10 protein-coding genes are annotated in these 18,522 nt (G+C 51.4%); 4 read left to right on the forward strand and 6 right to left on the reverse strand.

What is annotated here, in order from left to right; all coding sequences use genetic code 11:
- On the forward strand, window positions 1-955 hold a 955-nt coding region (locus VFS25_RS13690; RefSeq protein WP_326462718.1), incomplete at its 5' end, for a TonB-dependent receptor domain-containing protein.
- 104 nt (window positions 956-1,059) lie between these two features.
- Here the strand turns inward: VFS25_RS13690 and ychF are convergent.
- Window positions 1,060-2,163 carry a redox-regulated ATPase YchF gene (ychF, locus tag VFS25_RS13695; protein WP_326462719.1) on the reverse strand — a complete coding sequence of 368 codons (1,104 nt, stop codon included), beginning with the start codon at window positions 2,161-2,163 and terminating at the stop codon, window positions 1,060-1,062.
- A 267-nt stretch (window positions 2,164-2,430) separates the two neighbouring features.
- On the opposite strand from ychF, the gene VFS25_RS13700 reads away from it, so the two are divergent.
- Entirely contained in the window at window positions 2,431-3,663 is a 1,233-nt protein-coding gene (locus VFS25_RS13700; RefSeq protein WP_326462720.1) for a nucleoside recognition domain-containing protein, read from the forward strand.
- A gap of 268 nt (window positions 3,664-3,931) precedes the next feature.
- On the forward strand, window positions 3,932-5,179 hold the full coding sequence (locus VFS25_RS13705; RefSeq protein WP_326462721.1) for a YeiH family protein: 1,248 nt from the start codon (window positions 3,932-3,934) through the stop codon (window positions 5,177-5,179).
- A gap of 178 nt (window positions 5,180-5,357) precedes the next feature.
- Here the strand turns inward: VFS25_RS13705 and VFS25_RS13710 are convergent, their stop codons facing one another.
- From VFS25_RS13710 to VFS25_RS13725, 4 genes are all read right to left on the reverse strand, one after another.
- Entirely contained in the window at window positions 5,358-6,761 is a 1,404-nt protein-coding gene (locus VFS25_RS13710; protein WP_326462722.1) for a SusD/RagB family nutrient-binding outer membrane lipoprotein, read from the reverse strand.
- Window positions 6,762-6,772: 11 nt separating this feature from the next.
- Window positions 6,773-9,916 (reverse strand): SusC/RagA family TonB-linked outer membrane protein, encoded by a 3,144-nt coding sequence (locus tag VFS25_RS13715; protein ID WP_326462723.1) that lies wholly within the window; start codon window positions 9,914-9,916, stop codon window positions 6,773-6,775.
- 73 nt (window positions 9,917-9,989) lie between these two features.
- Window positions 9,990-10,283, reverse strand: a complete 294-nt coding sequence (locus VFS25_RS13720) for a thiamine-binding protein (RefSeq protein ID WP_326462724.1) — start codon at window positions 10,281-10,283, stop codon at window positions 9,990-9,992.
- 82 nt (window positions 10,284-10,365) lie between these two features.
- A complete protein-coding gene (locus tag VFS25_RS13725; RefSeq protein ID WP_326462725.1) occupies window positions 10,366-11,883 on the reverse strand; it encodes a bifunctional GNAT family N-acetyltransferase/carbon-nitrogen hydrolase family protein in 1,518 nt (505 codons plus the stop codon).
- A gap of 160 nt (window positions 11,884-12,043) precedes the next feature.
- Between VFS25_RS13725 and VFS25_RS13730 the strand changes: the two genes are divergently transcribed.
- Entirely contained in the window at window positions 12,044-13,249 is a 1,206-nt protein-coding gene (locus VFS25_RS13730; protein ID WP_326462726.1) for a glycosyltransferase, read from the forward strand.
- Between the two features lie 161 nt (window positions 13,250-13,410).
- Here VFS25_RS13730 and VFS25_RS13735 read toward each other — a convergent pair whose 3' ends face one another.
- Window positions 13,411-18,357, reverse strand: coding sequence for a PKD domain-containing protein (locus VFS25_RS13735; protein WP_326462727.1), 4,947 nt, complete (start codon window positions 18,355-18,357; stop codon window positions 13,411-13,413).
- Window positions 18,358-18,522: the final 165 nt, after the last annotated feature.

Here is an 18,522-nt window from a genome sequence, read left to right on the forward strand (position 1 = left end):
GCTGGCCAAAAGCGTGCTGGAAGATCACCTGCACCTGACCGGCTCTATCCGTTACGACAAGAACGAGAACTTTAAAGGACAGTTCAGTCCCCGCCTGTCCGCGGTGTACACTTTCCTAAAAACGCATAACTTCCGCGCTTCATACCAAACCGGTTTCCGCATACCCAACTGCCAGGACCAGTACATAGACCTTCAAACACCCCAGGCGCGCCTGATAGGTGGCCTGCCCTTCCTGATTGACCGTTATGGACTGAAAAATGGTCCTGTTTATACGCTGGAGTCTGTGCAGGCCGGCCACCCCGAGCCATACCAGTTCCGCGATTTTGAGCCGGAAAGGATCATTGCCTGGGAAGCAGGCTACAAAGGGCTGTTTGCCAATAAAGTGCTGGTAGACGCTTATGTATATACGAACAACTTCAAGAACTTTAACGGCTCGCAGGTGCTGGTAAAGCCCACCGGCGCAGGCACCTCCGAGATATATTCCATTCCGGTGAACTTTACAAAAGACATTAAATCATGGGGATGGGCCGTGGGCATCGACTACTCTATGCCCATGAACTTTATGGTGGGCGGCAACATTTCCTATAACGAGCTGTCGAACGAAAAAGACCTGGGCGGTTTCCAGGCTATGTACAACACGCCCAAGGTGCGTTACAACCTGTATGCAGGCAACCGCAATATTGCAGGCTCTAACTTCGGCTTTAATGTTACCTGGCGCTGGCAGGATAAGTTCATATGGCAGTCGTCCTTTGTGGGGCCGGTAGTAAGAACACTGGGCTACAGCGAGATGCCGGCCTACGGCACGCTGGATGCGCAGATCAGCAAGCTGTTCCCGAAAATAAAAACCACCGTAAAGATAGGCGGCGCCAATATCCTGAAAAACGAATACATTCAATCATGGGGTAATCCTACCGTGGGAGCGCAGTACTATGTTTCCCTGGGGTATAACTTATAACTTACTCACTCCTTAAAATTGGCGAAGGTCCTGGTGCATTACCAGGACCTTCTATTTTGTTGTAACCCCAACCAGGTTGGGTTATCTTAAAAGCCGCCGAACGGCTATACATTAAAACGGAAATGCATTACATCGCCATCCTGCACCAGGTACTCCTTCCCTTCTATACGCAGGCGGCCGTTGTCGCGGGCCGCTGCTTCGGAGCCGTACTTCACATAATCGTCATACGCAATTACCTCTGCCTTAATAAAGCCTTTTTCAAAATCGGTGTGTATTACGCTAGCGGCCTGGGGGGCTTTCCAGCCGTTGTGGATGGTCCAGGCGCGTACTTCCTGCACGCCTGCCGTAAAATAGGTAATGAGGTTCAGCAGCTTGTAGGCAGAGCGGATCAGGCGGTTAAGGCCCGGCTCTTCCAGCTGGTATTCCGACAGGAACAGCTCTTTATCCGCCGGGTCTTCCATTTCGGAGATCTGGGCTTCTATAGAGTTGTTCATCACTATTACTTCTGCATTTTCTGCTTTTACAGCGTCCCGGAGGGTTTCGGAGTATTTATTGCCGGTATGCAGGGAGGCTTCGTCTACGTTGGCTACATATAATACCGGCTTTTCAGTGAGCAGGAACAGGTCGGCAATAGCCGTACGGTCTTCCTTGCTGAGGCCCAGGGAGCGGATGTTGCGGCCCTGCTCCAGGCACTGCTGGCACTCTTTCAATATTTCATATTCCTTTTTGGCTTTGGGATCGCCGCCGGTTTTGGCCATCTTTTCTACCCGGGCTATCTTCTTTTCCACGGTTTCCAGGTCCTTCAGCTGCAGCTCGGTATCAATGATCTCCTTGTCGGCTACCGGGTTTATGGGGCCTTCTTCCCTTAAGATATTGTCGTCTTCAAAGCAGCGGATCACGTGCACAATGGCGTCTACCTCCCGGATGTTGGCCAGGAACTTGTTGCCCAGGCCTTCTCCCTTGCTGGCGCCTTTTACCAGGCCGGCAATGTCCACGAACTCGATGGTGGTGGGTACTACCCGGTTGGGTTTTACCAGCTCCTCCAGCTTATACAGGCGGGCGTCCGGCACATCTACCAGGCCCACATTCGGCTCAATAGTACAGAACCGGTAGTTACTGGCCTGTGCTTTGGCGCTGTTACTAACTGCGTTAAATAATGTTGATTTTCCTACGTTCGGCAATCCTACTATTCCTGCTTGCAACGCCATACTTTTTTTAAAAATTTGCCCGCAAAGATAAGGAAAATTGTACAATAGTCCATTTCGCCGGTGGAACAGGAGGAGAAGCGGCGCCGGCAAGGGTTTGGCGGGATGCCGGCGGCGGTATAAATATTTCCGCCATTTTTAATTTACGATTTTAGCATTTAGATTTGGCAAATGGTATTGGCCGGCAGGCCGTTATTTAAAACATTTTAGCGCGATATCATCTACGCAGCACGGCTGTTAAACAAATGGCCGGCGGACTAACCAACGACTATGGCATTAAACTACATCTGGATCGCTTTTTTTGTGATCGCATTTATTGTGGCGCTGATCCGCCTGATTTTCCTGCATGACACTGCTGTTTTTTCATCCGTAATGACCGCCATGTTCGACAGCGCCAAAACCGGCGCGGAAATTTCCCTGGGCCTGGCCGGCATTATGACCTTCTGGATGGGTATTATGCGCGTAGGGGAAAAGGCCGGTATGATCGGCATTTTTGCCAGGGCGGTAGATCCCTTTTTTTCCAGGCTGTTCCCGGGCATCCCTAAAAAGCACCCTTCCATGGGCTCTATTGTAATGAACTTTTCGGCTAATATGCTTGGGCTGGACAATGCCGCCACGCCGGTAGGCCTGAAAGCCATGAAAGAGCTGCAGGAGCTGAACCCGTCTGCCGATACCGCCACCAATGCGCAGATCATGTTCCTGGTGCTGAATACCGCCGGCATGACGCTGATTCCCACTTCGGTAATTGCCATGCGCCTGGCCATGGGCGCGGCCAATCCTGCCGATATTTTTATTCCTACCGTGATAGGCACGTTTATATCGTTCATGAGCGGCGTAATAGCCGTGGCGCTGTACCAGCGTATCAGCCTGTTTAACCTGCCGTCGCTGGTGTTCTTTGGCGGGTTTGCCCTGCTTATGTACGGCCTGTATCTGTGGATGCACAACATGCCTCCTGCTGATGTAGCTACGTACACCGGCCTGCTGGGCGGATTGATCATCTTCTCCATTATCATCTCTTTCCTGGTGCTGGGTTTTATACGGCGCATCAATGTATATGAAGTGTTTATTGACGGCGCCAAAGACGGTTTCCAGACCGTAGTGATGATCATCCCGTACCTGGTGGCTATACTGGTAGCTATTGCCGCCTTCCGCGCCACCGGCTGCATGGATTACCTGGTGAATGCCATTGGCAGCGTGTTTGCCTGGATGGGCATTAACACCGATTTTGTGCCGGCATTGCCGGTAGGCCTTATGAAAACCCTGAGCGGGGGCGCTGCCCGCGGCCTCATGGTTGACGCCATGAAGGTGTACCACCCCGACTCCTTTGTGGGGCGCCTGGTTTGTATTATGCAGGGCTCCACGGAAACCACCTTTTATATCCTGGCCGTTTACTTTGGTTCTGTAAACATCCGCAACACCCGCTATGCCTTAACCTGCGGCCTCATTGCCGACCTGGTAGGCGTGGTGGCGGCGATTGTGCTGGGCTATATATTCTTTCATTAATCAGGAATTATTTAATTACGAATTACGAATGATTGGCGGTGCGCCATTCAAGCAGCGTACAATTGGAATTATAAACTACGCCCCTGCAAAAATGGTAATCGTATAGCTCACATTTAATTACCTGGAACGGCAGTAATGCATACATGCCTTATGCAAACTGCCCGCTGCCCACAATTCACAATTCGTAATTAAATAATTCGTAATTGATTTGTATATTGCCGGCCGCACCCACCATGCGCTATCTTGTATAAAAAACCTTTTCCGTACTATGAAAATTTCTCTCCACGAAGACTGGATAGCGGTTATTATTGCTTTCCTGACAATTGTACTGGTAGCTGTCGGTTTTGCGCCTACCCTTCCTAAATTCGGCGCCTGGAATAATGGCAGCGGCCTGTGGGCGCAGCTCACCAACCCGGCCTTATTAAGCCAAACCGGCATCCTGTTCCTGTGGGCGCTGGGCAGCCTGCTGCTGGCCCGTTTGCTGGCCGGAAATGCGCAGCCGCTCAAGCTGGCTGTTAGCCTGCTGGGCATTGTTGTAATCAGCCTGGCCGCGCAGCTGATCACCGGCAATAAGGCCATTAAAGACCTGGGGATTGAAGTGGTGTTATTCAGCCTGTTACTGGGCCTTTTCATCAACAATGTGCTGGGCGTGCCCGCCTGGCTGAAACCTGCCATTCAAACGGAGCTGTTTATTAAAATAGGCCTGGTACTATTAGGCGCCAATGTGCTGTTCCAGGATGTTATCAACGCCGGCGGGCTGGGCATCCTGCAATCAGTAGTGGTAGTGTTTACCGTATGGTACTTCTCATTTTGGGTATGTAAAAAAATGGGGCTGGATGATGAATTCCGGATGATGATCTCCAGCGCAGTGTCTATTTGCGGCGTATCTGCCGCTATTGCTACTTCCGGCGCTATTGAGGGCGATAACCGCAAGCTGTCGCACGTAATTTCCCTGGTGCTGATCATTGCCATTCCCATGATGCTGATTATGCCATACATTGCCGTGTGGACGCACATGACCGCGCCCGTAGCCGGGGCATGGCTGGGCGGCACTATTGATACTTCCGGCGCCGTGGTAGCCGCAGGCACCCTGCTGGGCGAAGAAGCGCTGAAGTATGCCACGCTGGTAAAATTCTCGCAAAATGTGCTCCTGGGCCTGGCCGCCTTTTTCATTTCGGTGTACTGGACCATTAGCAAAAAAGAGATAAGCGCTGATAAAAAGCCGGGACTGAAAACCGTTTGGGAGCGCTTCCCGAAATTTGTGCTGGGTTTCGTACTGGCGTCGCTGTTATTTTCCTTTATACTGCCGCCGGCAACGGTTGCTGCTGCAAAAGGACCGCTGAAAGAATTACAGACCTACTGGTTTGCGCTTGCCTTTACCTGTATAGGGCTGGAAACCAAGTTCACCGATATTTTCAGGATGGAGAACGGCCGCCCCGCCATTGCGTTTATTATTGCCCAGGTGTTTAATATATTCTTTACGCTGCTGGTAGCGTATTTTGTATTTGGACGATAGGGAATTCAATTATGAATTGTCAATTACGAATTACGAAATGCGAAGCATTCATGAATACCTTTGAAAATAAATTGCGGAACGCTTAGCAGATGAATGTTGCGTATAATTTCTACATTCAATGCTAAGCGTTCCGCTTTCATCCAATTCGTAATTTGTAATTGACAATTCGTAATTAAACTTACTCGTCCCACCACAACCTGTCGGCCAGCGAACCTACAGCAGGTACATTGCCGGCGTTACGGCTGGTTTCTATGCTCGGGTAAGCCACGCGGCGGATATAGGTGTCCAGCACGGCGTTTTCCGGCATGTGAAAGTCTTTGTACATATAGTCGAACCGGCGGGCATCTACCCATGCTTCGGGGTTCAGGAACATGGCAACGTATTTTTCCTTCATAATAAGCGCCAGTGTTATATTGGCCTCTCCTACCGACACTGCCGCGTTATTAACATAGGCATCGCGGTTGGCCGCGCTTACGCCTATCTTATCCATATTGGCCCTGATACCGTCCTGGTAGGCGATGTAGGCATTGTGCTTATCGCCGGCGCGGAAATATGCTTCTGCCGCAATGAACCTGCACTCCGCATACGTGATAAGGATCAGCGGCGCACCGCCTTTTGAATAAAAACCATTCAGGGAAAGATAGCTTTCATCGTGATTAGTACCTGTGCCTACCCTGCCCTTGCCATTGATGGTGCCGCGGTAATCGCCATAGCGGGTGGTATCTGCTATCAGGGGCAGGCGCGGATCAAATACGCCAAAGGTGCTGTCGTTCAGCGCCGCTACAAAGTGGGTGCTCAGCCAGCCGTCGAGCAACGCCTGTGTATTGTTATAGGCGGCCTGGTTCCAGGGGCTGCGCGACTGGAACTGGGTGATCTGCGCATCATCACTGTTGCCGGTGTAGGCGCTGTTCAGCGCGGCCAGCACCTGGGCCGGATCATAATCGGCTGTTTTGGTAATGCGGGTGAGCAGGCGGGCTTTAAGCGCGTAGCCCGTTTTTCTCCAGGCAGCCGTGTCGCCATGGTGTATCAGGTCGCGGGTTTCATCCAGGAGTATCTTGGGATCGGGCTTGGCCAGGTCTGCCAAACCTTCATCTATCAATGACAGGCAGGAGGCGTATACGTCTTTGTCCTCATCATAATGCGGCTGTACGAAATTGCCGCTCAGCGCTTCCTTGTAAGGCACCGCGCCAAAAAGGGAATTCATGATGCTCAGGTTGAGCGCCAGCATAATTCTGCCGGCGCCGGCATGCCCGTATGCCCCCGTGGAGTCGGCCTGGTGAATAAGATCATACAGGTCGGCCATGGTATTATAGGTTGCTTCCCAGGTGCCGCTGTAGTCCACCTCATCATACGTATCTGAGCTGCTGGCTGTGTTGGGCGACGCCAGGTATTGCACAAAGTACGAGGTATTATTACCGGTGCGGTACACCGTATAGGCGGTATTGTAAGTAGTGCTGCCCAGCAATCCATTGAGGGGCGCAGCTTCTGATATATTTGGATTTTTATTTACGTCCAGGTACTTCTTACACCCTGTTATAATAAACAGGCTGCAGCAGGTAACGGCTATGATCAATCTTTTCATAATGCAGCGCTTTAAAAGGTTACGTTAATGCTGGCCAGGAAGCTCCGTACAGCCGGGTAGGTAAACCCGGCAAAGGCGTCGGCATTGCTGCCAGCGTCAAAGGAGCTGGACTCCGGATCAAAGCCAGTGTATTTGGTATGCAGCCACAGGTTATTACCGGTAAGGGTAATATTGGCGCCGCTGATAAAATGGGTTTTAGACAGCAGCCTGGAAGGCAGCTGGTAAGAGAGGCTTACATTACGTAAACGTACCCACGAAGCATCTTCAATAAAAACTTCCGTTACGCCCCGGTATACGCTGCGGTAATAGCCGTCGCCATAATCCCTGCCATCCGGGCCAACGCCCTGGCCCAGGTACACGGGAATATCGTTCGGTTTGCCATCTGCAAATACCCCGTCAAACACCTTTGTCTGGTCGCGGTTCTCCGTCATTTTTGAAGCGCCAAAAGCGGCCAGGAAGTTGGCGAACTGGTTATACTTTTGCACGCCGTGCCTTACATCAAACAGGAAAGAAAGGCTAAATGCCTTATAGGAAAGCGTATTGTAAATGCTGCCTATCCATTTCGGCTGTGAGTTGCCCAGGTATTTTTGCGTGGTATTAATAACCGGGAAACCGGCCAGCGACCCGCTGCTTTGGATCAGGATAGGCCGGCTTTTGTCAATGGTCAGCTCGTCTTCTGTATCATTTCCATAATACCTGGCATAGCTGCGGCCGAATATAGCGCCTACCGGGTACCCTACAATATATTTCATGGTGGCGTTGGAGCTGGCGTAACCAAACTGGGAGCCTACCACAATCTCATTTACCCCTTCGCGCAGGGCCAGCACTTTGTTGCGGTTGGCGGAAAAGTTCACCCGCACATCCCAGTTGAAGTTTTTGCTTTTTACCGGCGTGCCGTTCAGCGATATTTCAATGCCCCGGTTCTGGATTGAGCCGGCATTGGTGTAAAAGGTTTCGTAACCGGCGCTGGACGGAATGGGTATGCTCATCACGAGGTCCTTACTTTTGGAAGTGTACCAGGTAAAGTCAATGCCTATACGGTTATCCAGGAACTTCAACTCTGTACCGGCTTCAAAGGTGCTGGTAAATTCCGGTTTCAGGTCCGGGTCGGTTTTGGTATCGGCCCTTGTCCAGCCAATAATATTATTATCAATCGGGCCACCGGGCAGTGTTTCATAACCGGAAGTGAGCTTGTAGGGAGATGCATCCTTTCCTATTTTTGCCCAGGAAGCACGGAGCTTACCATAAGAGAGAATGTGCTGCGGCAGCTTCAGGTGGTCTGTAAAAATATAGCCTGCGCTTACCGAAGGATAGAAAAAGTGGTGGCGGTGGGTTGGCAGCGTAGAGGTAAAGTCTTCACGGCCGGAAAATGTAAGATACAGGTAATTGTCCCAATTTAACGTCCAGTCGGCAAACACGCCGATAATGCGGTAATCCTCTTTATACTGCCGGCTTACTACGCGTTTGGCATTCTGCATTATCAGCAGGTCCGGTATGTCAAGGGTGTCGCCTTCTGTTGCCAGGCGTTTCAGCTTATATTCATACAGGTCATGCCCCAGCTTCAGGTCAGACGTGAGGCGCGGCGTGATGTTATTTTTGAAGTTGGCGATAAAGGTGCTGTTCAGCGTACGTTTATTGATCTGGTATTCGTACACAAAACCCTGGCCGGCATCGCCGTTAGGCACTTCATCCGCCAGTCCTTTAGGGCCGGCCGCTGTAAAGGTTCTTGCATCGTTGTAAAAGTCGGTGCCCACGCGGTAAATCAGATCCAGCCATTTAAAGGGCGAGTAAGTGGCATTCACGTTACCGATCACGCGGTTTACATTGTCTTTAAAACGGTTGTGGTATAAGGTGAACATCGGGTTATCTGTACCGGTAGCATTATATGTATTCTGTGTGCCGTCGGGCTTAATATAATCGGCCACATCCCAGCGCGGCGACCAGTAAATCAGCTGCTCCCCGTAACGGTCCGCATTTACGCGGTAGCCGCCGGAATTAATATAGTTCATGGAAGCGCCCATTTTAAACTTGTCGCTGAAGCGCAGCTCCCCGTTCAGCTTTGCAGAGTAGTTTTTGTAATCGCTGAAGGGAATTACGCCGTCCTGGTCAAACTGGGAGAAAGATGCGGCAAACACTGCTTTTTCCGTGCCGCCGCTCATGTTCAGCGTATTGCGCACCTGCTTGCCTGTTTTATAAGCGCGCTTGTAGTTATTGAACAGGGATGCAGGATGTGTAGGGTCCAGCTGCCTGGCTTCTTCCACGGTAGGGCCCCAGGAGGGCCAGAAGCTGGTTTTATCATACTCGCCCTTGTAACCCTGGGAAAAACGGGTTTGCACGTCGGGTGTTTTGTTCACATTATCAATGCCGTAGGTAGAGGTAAGGCTTACCATTAAACGCCCTGCCCTGCCGGATTTGGTAGTGATCACCACGGCGCCGTTGGCAGCCCGCAGGCCATACAGGGCAGTGGCGGCGCCGCCCCTCAAAATGGAAATGCTTTCCACGTCATCCGGGTTAATATCCGCGGCGCGGTTGCTCATGCCGCGGGTATCATCTATACCTGTACTGGTATAGGTATCATTGTCTATGGGAATGCCATCCACCACAAACAACGGCTGGTTGGATTTGGTAGGATCAAGCGAATTAATGCCGCGGATAATGATCCTGGCCCCCTGGCCGGGCGCGCCGCCGGTGCTGGAGATCTGCACGCCGGCTACTTTCCCCTGCAGGGCATTTACCACGTTGGTTTGTTTGGAGGTGATGAGGTCGGCCCCGCTTACATCCTGCACGGCATAACCCAGCGCCCTTTTCTCTTTTTTAATGCCCAATGCCGTTACCACCACCTGCTGCAGCTCGCGGGTATCGGGCGTAAGGGTTACCTGCAGGCTTGTTTGCCCGTTCAGGGGCACCTCCTTTTTCAAATAACCTACAAAGCTGAACACCAGGGTGGCGTTGGTGGTGGGTACGGTAATACTGAAACGGCCATCTGCATTGGTGGTAGCGCCGGCGGCGCCGCCTTTTACCTGGATGGTTACGCCGGGGAGGGGCTGTCCTCCGTCTGATGCTGTTACGCTGCCACGTACTACGGGGTTCTGCGCCTTTAGCAAAACAGGCAACAAGCAACAGCACAGCATGATGCACGCGAAAATTTTTTTCATGTTGCGCGGTTTAGAAATTGGTTGATATAGATGTGTTGACTACTACATTATAGACGCCCGGCTCGTGCGCGCGCTAATCGTACTTTCCTACCTTTTCTTCCATGGTTACATCGCTATCCTTGCGGATCTGCATTTTAATATACACCAGCAACTGTTCTGCGCCGGCTTTAAAGCATACTTCCTGCGCTTTACGGGCAATTTCCATCAGCTGGTCATAAGGGCCTTCCATCACCGTTTCAAACGGGCATACGCGGTACGGTACGCCGGAGGCCTGTATCACTGCTATGGCTTCATCTACTACAGCATATACTTTATCGCTGGCTACCTGTGGTATGATCTGTAATGCTAAATTAATCTTGTGATACATGTGCGGGTTTTATACGGAACGTTCTGTTGTAAGCTTATTGCAAAATAATCAATGTTCATGTGAATTCATAGCCTGCCCGCCCTTACTTTTTCCACCTTACTTCGTACAGGTCTTTGCGCATGTCTTTCATGGTATGTACGCTGCCAAAGGCATTCAGCTCCTTCAGCAGCACCAGGTCAACATCCGCAATCACAATCATTTCCGTATTGGGCGTGGCGTCGGCCTTTACGCCGTTTACAGGAAATGCAAAGTCCGACGGGGTAAGCACCGCGCTTTGCGCATATTGCAGGTCCATATTATTTACCTTGGGCAAATTGCCAACGCAGCCGGCTATGGCCACGTAGCACTCCATTTCCACTGCGCGCGCCTGCGCGCAAAAACGGACACGGTTATACGCATGCTGCGTATCAGTGAGGAACGGCACGAACAGAATTTGCATCCCCTGCTCTGCCAGCATGCGGCTGGGCTCGGGAAACTCTACGTCATAGCAGATCTGTATGCCTATTTTGCCGCAGTCTGTATCAAACACCTTCAGCTCCTGCCCTCCTTTTACGCCCCAGGCAAATACTTCGCTGGGGGTGGGATGCATTTTTATGTAGTGGTCGTAAGTACCGTCGCGGCGGCACAGGTAGCTGATGTTATACAGCTGCTCGTCAATAACAATGGGCATGCTGCCGCCGATAATGTTTACATTGTACGAAACGGCATGGCGCACAAATTCGTCACGTATCTGCTCGGTATATTTTGCCACGCCGCGTATGGCGCCGGCGGGGTCCAGCTGGTTAAACTCCGCCATCAGCGGGGCATTGAACAGCTCGGGAAACACTACAAAGTCGGAGCCGTAGTCGCTTACCGCATCAATAAAATATTCCACCTGCTCCAGGAAACCGCTAAGGCTGCGGTAGTCGCGCATTTGCCACTGCACCAGGCCAATACGTACGGTTGATTTGTTGTAGCGCACGGTATCTGCATCCTTCTCATAATAGATATTGTACCACTGCAGCAGCGTGGCAAAGCCTTTTGACGACTCATCATGCGGCAGGTAGTTGCGCAGTATCTTCTTTACCAGGAAATCGTTGGAGAACTGGAAGGTAAGCGTAGGATCATAGATCTCTTTATCCTGCACTTTCTCAATGTACTCGCGGGGCGTCATCTCATCCGCGTACTTTTCGTAGTTGGGGATGCGGCCGCCGGCTACTATGCCGCGCAGGTTCAGGCGCTCGCATAAGCTTTTGCGCGCGTCATAGAGGCGGCGGGCCAGGCGCCTGCCCCGGTAGTCGGGATGTACAAATATTTCTATGCCGTACAGTATATCCCCTTTGGGATCATGCGTGCTAAAGGTATAGTACCCGGTAATCTGCTCATAGGTATGTTCATCACCGAATTTTTCATAGTCTACGATAATGGACAGCGCGCAGCCTACCACCTTTCCATTTACGGTAACGGCTATCTGCCCTTCGGGAAACAGGCTGATAAGCCTGCGCAGCGTAGGCTCGCGCCAGTAGCTGCCCGCCATGTCCGGGTAGGCAGATACCATGGACTCTTTCAGGTCAAAATAATCTTCTGCTGTTAACAATCTTATATCTACAGTTTCTGTCATGGCCATAATTTTGGAAGCTCAACAAAAAAGTAATCGGTACTTTAGCCTTTAATAAATATACCTAAAAGACGGCAATAACCACTCAGCATCCCTGTTGACCGGCATAACCCTGGTAACTATTCACTACCTTTGCATCATTCAAAAACTATTCAGCATTCTTATGCCCCTTATTCAAAACCGGGACATCGTTATTGTAGGCTTACAGCAATGGCATACCCCTATTGGCAGCAATTGTAAAAATATCGCATTGCAGTTTGCCCGGCATAACCGGGTGCTGTATGTAAATTCACCGCTGGACCGGCGCACTATTCTGCAGCAAAAGGATGATCCCGAAGTGGCTTTTCACCTGAAAGTGGCGAAAGGCAGGGCCAATGGCATTGTACCTATTGGCGACAACTTCTGGAACCTGTACCCCGACCGGGTGCTGGAATCAGCCAATTTTATACCTTTTACCCCCCTGTTCTCTGTTTTTAACCGCATTAACAACAGGCGCTTTGCCAAAAGCATACAGGCCGCTGTGCAGCAGCTGGGGTTTAAGAATATTCTTTTGTTTAACGACAATGATATTTTCCGGGGCTTTTACCTGAAAGAGCTGCTGCGCCCCGACTGCTATATTTATTACAGCAGGGATTACCTGGTAGCCATGGATTACTGGAAAAGGCACGGGCCCGGGCTGGAGCCGCGGCATATTGCCAAGGCGGATGTAGCAGTGGCTAACTCCCTGTACCTTACAGATATGCTGTTAAAGTATAACCGTAACAGTTATTACGTAGGCCAGGGCTGCGATCTGAGCCTGTTTGACCCGCAAAAGCTTTACGACCGGCCGCAGGACCTGCCTGTAACAGATATGCCGGTTGTAGGCTATGTAGGCGCCTTAACCGCCATGCGACTGGATATTAACATACTCCTGCACATCAGCCGCAGCCGGCCGCAGTGGCAGATTGTGCTGGTAGGGCCGGAAGATGAGGTATTCCGCCAGTCGGCGCTGCACCAACAACCTAATATCCACTTCCTGGGCCGTAAATCCATGCCGGAGCTGCCGGCCTATTTACAGCATTTTGATGTGTGCATAAACCCGCAGCTGGTGAATGAGATCACCATTGGCAACTACCCCCTGAAAATCGACGAATACCTGGCCATGGGCAAACCGGCCGTAGCTACAGATACCAAAACCATGCAGCTGTTCAGGGACCATGTATACCTGGCGGCAACTGCGGAGGATTATATTCCGCTGATTGAAAAGGCAATGGACGAAGATGATCCCCGGCGGCGTGCGGCACGCATTGCATTTGCACAATCACATACCTGGGAAAATTCAGTAGCGGAAATTTACAGGGCTATTTTGAGCGTAAAGCAGAAAGCTTAAAGCAAAAAGCAGCTAACCTGATACGTTACCGGTTTCGCCGTATTTTACTTTTACATTTAGCATTTAAAATTTTACATTTTATATTCCTCCGGCTCTCCTGCTGCAATAAAAAAAGAGGATGTACCTGCATGAGATACATCCTCTTTGTTATTTAAGGCAATTTAAAACGATGTTTGATCTCCTGCTTTCAGGAATTTACCGGTCCAGCGGAAGGTGCCCTTGCTGTCTTTTACTTCCATGATATAATAACCGGCAGGCAGGGTGGTTACATCCACATCCTTCTGAATGGTTTTGCCGGTTACCGGCTCGCTAAAGCTGGCTTTAGGCCTGCCGTTCAGGTCGTATATGGTGAAGTACAGCCTGTCGCCCGCGCCTACATACCTTACCATAATACGCATGTTGGTAACGGCCGGGTTGGGATACATGGCCACTGAATCCAGCGTAATAGTGGTTTGGTTTGGCAGCACATTTACCGTATAGGTGGTTTTGCTTACCGCGCTCTCATTGTCGGTTACAGTAAGCTCAAACACATAGGTACCTGCTTCCAGGCCGCTGATGCGGGTTTCTACCAGGTCAGGATGCCAGATATAGGCCGCGCTTGGGCCGCTTACCTGCCTCCAGGAGTAGGTTACAATAGTGCCATCCGGATCGCTGGAACCTGCGGCGTTTATATACATATAGTCGGTAGGCGCCTGTACAGATGCGTCGCCGGCGGCTACGGCCAGCGGAGCTATGTTCTTTGCCACGGGCGCTGCCTTCACAATTACGGCTATACGATCTGTAGCGGTAGCGCCATCATTATCGGTTACCTTCAGCTCATACACATACGTGCCGGGTTCTACCAGGCCGGTGATATTGCTGTCCACATGATCCGGCCATTGTATGGTGGAGTGTGCGCCGCTAACCTGTGTCCACTGGTATGTTTTAATGCTGCCGTCAGCGTCCCTGCTTGCACTGCCGTTTACATGGGCAGTGGTCATTGGCAGGGTAATGGTGATATTGCTGCCCGCGTTGGCAATGGGCGCTTTGTTGGCCGGATCCGGCAGTACGGTTACGGTTATACGGTCGGTTGCGGTTGCACCATCGTCATCGGTCACGCGCAGCTGGTAAACATAGGTGCCTACATCCAGGCCGGTGATGTTGGTGCCGCCCCTGGTGGGATATATAATGGTGCCCTGGCCGCCGCTTACTTTGGTCCACAGGTAAGATACAATCTTTCCATCCGGATCATAGGAGCCATGACCATTTACATTCGCGGTGCGCAGCGGCAGGCGGATGGTTATATTGGTGCCGGCGTTGGCTATGGGCGCTTTGTTGGCCGCTGCTTTTACGGTAACGGTTACATCGTCCGTAGCCCTGGCATTTTTATCGTCAGTTACTGTTAGCCTGAACACATAGGTACCTGCAACCGTTAAGCGGGTAACGGTGGTTTTGCTGGCAGCAGGTTTGGTAATGGCGCCGGCGGAGGGGCCGCTTACCTTGGTCCATGCGTATTTGGTGATACGGCCGTCCGCATCGCTTGAGCCGCTGCCATCCAGCGTAATGGTGCTGGCGGGCAGGGTAATGGTGATGTTATTTCCGGCCTTGGCTACCGGCGCCTTGTTGGCAGCGCCGTGTACCGTAATGGCTACATCGTCTGTAGCAGTGGCGTTTTTATTATCTGTTACGGTTAGCCTGAACACATAGGTGCCTGCGGTGGTTAAGCCGGTAACCTTGGTTTTCCTGGCCGTGGCTTTGGCAATGGCACCGCCGGCAGGACCGCTTACTTTGGTCCAGGCATATTTGCTGATACTGCCATCCGGATCGCTGGAGGCGCTGCCATCGAGCGTGGCGCTGCTGGTGGGCAGCGTAATGCTGATGTTATTACCTGCTTTTGCTATCGGCGCTTTGTTGGCCGCTGCTTTTACGGTAACGGTTACATCGTCTGTAGCAGTGGCGTTCTTATTATCTGTTACCGTTAACCTGAACACATAGGTGCCTGCGGTGGTTAAACCCGTAACGGTGGTTTTGCTGGCAGCAGGGCTGGTTATTTTACCGGCAGAGGGGCCGCTAACTTTGGTCCAGGCATATTTGCTGATGCTGCCATCCGGATCTTTGGACGCAGTGCCGTTCAACGTGGCGCTGCTGGCGGGCAGCGTAATGCTGATGTCATTGCCGGCACTGGCTACCGGCGTTTTATTGGCAGCGGCATTCACTGTAACGGTTATATCGTCTGTAGCAGTAGCCTTTTTATTGTCTGTTACCGTTAGCCTGAACACGTAGGTGCCTGCAGTGGTTAAACCTGTAACAGTGGTTTTGCTGGCAGCAGGGCTGGTTATTTTACCGGCAGCGGGGCCGCTAACTTTAGTCCAGGCATATTTGCTGATGCTGCCATCCGGGTCTTTGGACGCAGTACCGTTCAACGTGATACTGCTGGTGGGCAGCGTAATGCTGATGTTGCCACCGGCATTGGCCACCGGGGGGGTGTTGCCGCCAGTACCCACTACGCTAATGGTTACCCTGTCTTTACTGCTGCCGCCTGCATTATCTGTTACGGTTAGCTCAAACACATAGGTGCCTGCCACCAGGCCGGTAACATCTGTGTTGCTGGCGTCTGCTTCTGCAATGGTGTAGGACGCGGGACCGCTGATCTTTTTCCACAGGTAGGTAGTAATTACCCCATCGGCATCAAGCGAATTGCTGCCATACAGCTGTGTAGCATTGGTTGGCAGCTTTAAGGTTACATCGCTGCCTGCTTCTGCGTCGGGCAGCTTGTTACCGGAAGACGGCATTACTGTTACCAGCACTTCATCGGTGTTGATAGCGCCGCTGTTATCGGTTACGGTCAGCTCAAACACATAGGTGCCGGCTACCAGGCTGCTCACGGTAGTTTTGGAGGAGGTAGCGCTGGCAATAATGCCCTGTGCAGGGCCGCTCTTCTTCCTCCAGGAATATTTGGTGATAATGCCGTCCGGGTCTTTTGAGCCGGTACCATTCAGCGTTGCACTGGCAGAAGGCAGCTTAATGACTATATCGTTGCCTGCATTTGCAGTGGGCGCGGTGTTCAGCAACCCTTTATATTCATAAGCGCCAACATCGTACTTGCCACCCTGGGGGCGTGTTACATCATCATAGTCGGTTTTAAGGCCAAGATCAGACACATCACGGCCGGCATTTACTGCAGCGGATTTAGCTGTTAAGGTAAATATGCCGCCCAGTATATTGCTCAGCAGCGGCAGGTCGGTGGTTTTGTACGACTGGTTATTGGCATAGTCGAACTTAATAGCCTTAGCGCCTCTTATGTACATGCCGCTTTGCGGGTAGTCCCCTGCAGCGCCCGGGGCAATGATCAGGTTATTATACACTTTATGGCCAACCGTGGTAAGGTCTGCATATATTTTAATAGCATCCACACCGGTGTTGGAAATGGTATTGTTATAAATGTAGCCGGTTGCGGGCTGAAATACCAGCTTATCCGTTACGTTTATGCCTTCAAAGTAGGTATTGGTAATAATGTTGTTGTATACGTAGTTAATGCCGGAGCCAAAGATCTGTATGCCGCAGTTATATCCTTTATCCACGCGGTTGTTGTAGATACGCAGGGTGCTGCCGCCGCCGCACAGGATGCCGTAGCCGTGGGCGCTGTTTTTTGCCATGGCATAGTTTACCACGCGGTTGTGGTGCACCAGGTTGTTGCCCATATCGGCCATAGCGATCTGTATGCCATCGCTGCCCATATTTTCAAGGTCGTTGTCATACACTTCCAGGTTCTCAATGTGGTGCGATTTCATATCCTTGCAGGAGCCGTCGTCCCACAGGTAGTGGGTATTGCCGATGTAAAAGCCTTCCCAGGCAGAGTTGCGGCACAACAGGTGATGTATTTTCACATTGCGCATTACAAACCTGCCTTCCAGCCACTCAGGATGGCCGCACTGCTGCAGGGTTTTGGCCTGCACAAACATGCCGGCGTCGTGCACATAGGCGTTGTGCACGTCAAAGTCGCTGGTGCCGTCGCCAAAGAAAAAGCCGAACAGCTTCTGGCCGTTCTTATTGGTGCCGTTCACGTCAAAGCCATATTCCAGGTTCTTCTCGCCGGTACCCTCTACCTTAAAATATTTTGAGTTGGTAAACATAAAAGAGGCGGCGGTAGTGGTGCTGTTAACACCGGTGCGTACCAGGCCGCCGCAGTTTTGGATTATTATGGGTTTGGCAGCGGTGCCTAACAGCCCGCCGAACTGGATAAAATCATAATCTCCTGCTGCCAGGCACAGGGTATCGCCTGCAACAATGTTCAGGCTTTTCATGGCATTGGGATAATAAACCTGGTTGCCGCTGGAGCGGGGAACTGTAATGCGTTTATTACCGGTAACCGGTTTGGAGGCGCTAGGCGCCGATGGTGCCGTAACGGCGGCGCCGCGGGTGTATTGCAGCATCCACTCATACACGTTCATACCGTTCTCCTGGTAATTCGGATCGTAGGCTTTTGACCACGCATCGTGGATGGCGGCATCAAAAGTCGTTAGCTTCGCCTTGGGAGAGGGAGTGGGCTTTTCGCCGTTGATGGCGTTTACCCAACCCACTGAGTAACTATAGGGAACCGTAGGATCGTTATTATTATGTAATGCCCATACAGGCGTATTATCGGAGGCAATGGTTTTTTGCAGCTGCGGGAACGGAACCGGATCGTAGGCGCCGCACACCACTACGGCGGCAGCATACTGCTTTGCTTTAGCCGGATCTTCGGAAATAGCGCCCCAGATAACGCCGCCGCCCATGCTTAAACCGGTGACGTATAAACGGCTGGCATCTATACGCAGCTGTTTCTGCAGGTAAGCCACCAGGCGATGAATGTCGCCGGCGCCGGGCCAAACTTTAAACTGCGGTGAAATTACAATAAAAGAAAATTGCTGGCCGTTAGCCGTAAATGAGTTGGGGAATTTTCCCAGCTCAATCAGGTGCTGCGGGCCATTTTTTAATACCTTGGACTGAAGCGTTTTCGTGTTTGCACCGGCAAGCTCTCCTACACCGTGCACAGAGATCAGTAAAGGATAAGACTTTTTCGGATTTGCATCATAGTCCACAGGAAGGGCCTGATAATAGCCGGTTAAGTTGTTGAATGTATCCGGCAAGGTTTTTGGGACATTTTTCATTTGCTGTCCATAGGAAGACAGGCATAAGGATAGACAGGACAGGATCAATAAGATTGTGCGGCCAGGCACAGTTGGTTGTGTGTAATGTTGCTTCACTACATAGAGGTTTTTCATTTTATACATATGGTGTTTACGTTATCAATG

The sequence above is a fragment of the Chitinophaga sp. genome (assembly GCF_035761305.1).
Classification (GTDB): domain Bacteria; phylum Bacteroidota; class Bacteroidia; order Chitinophagales; family Chitinophagaceae; genus Chitinophaga.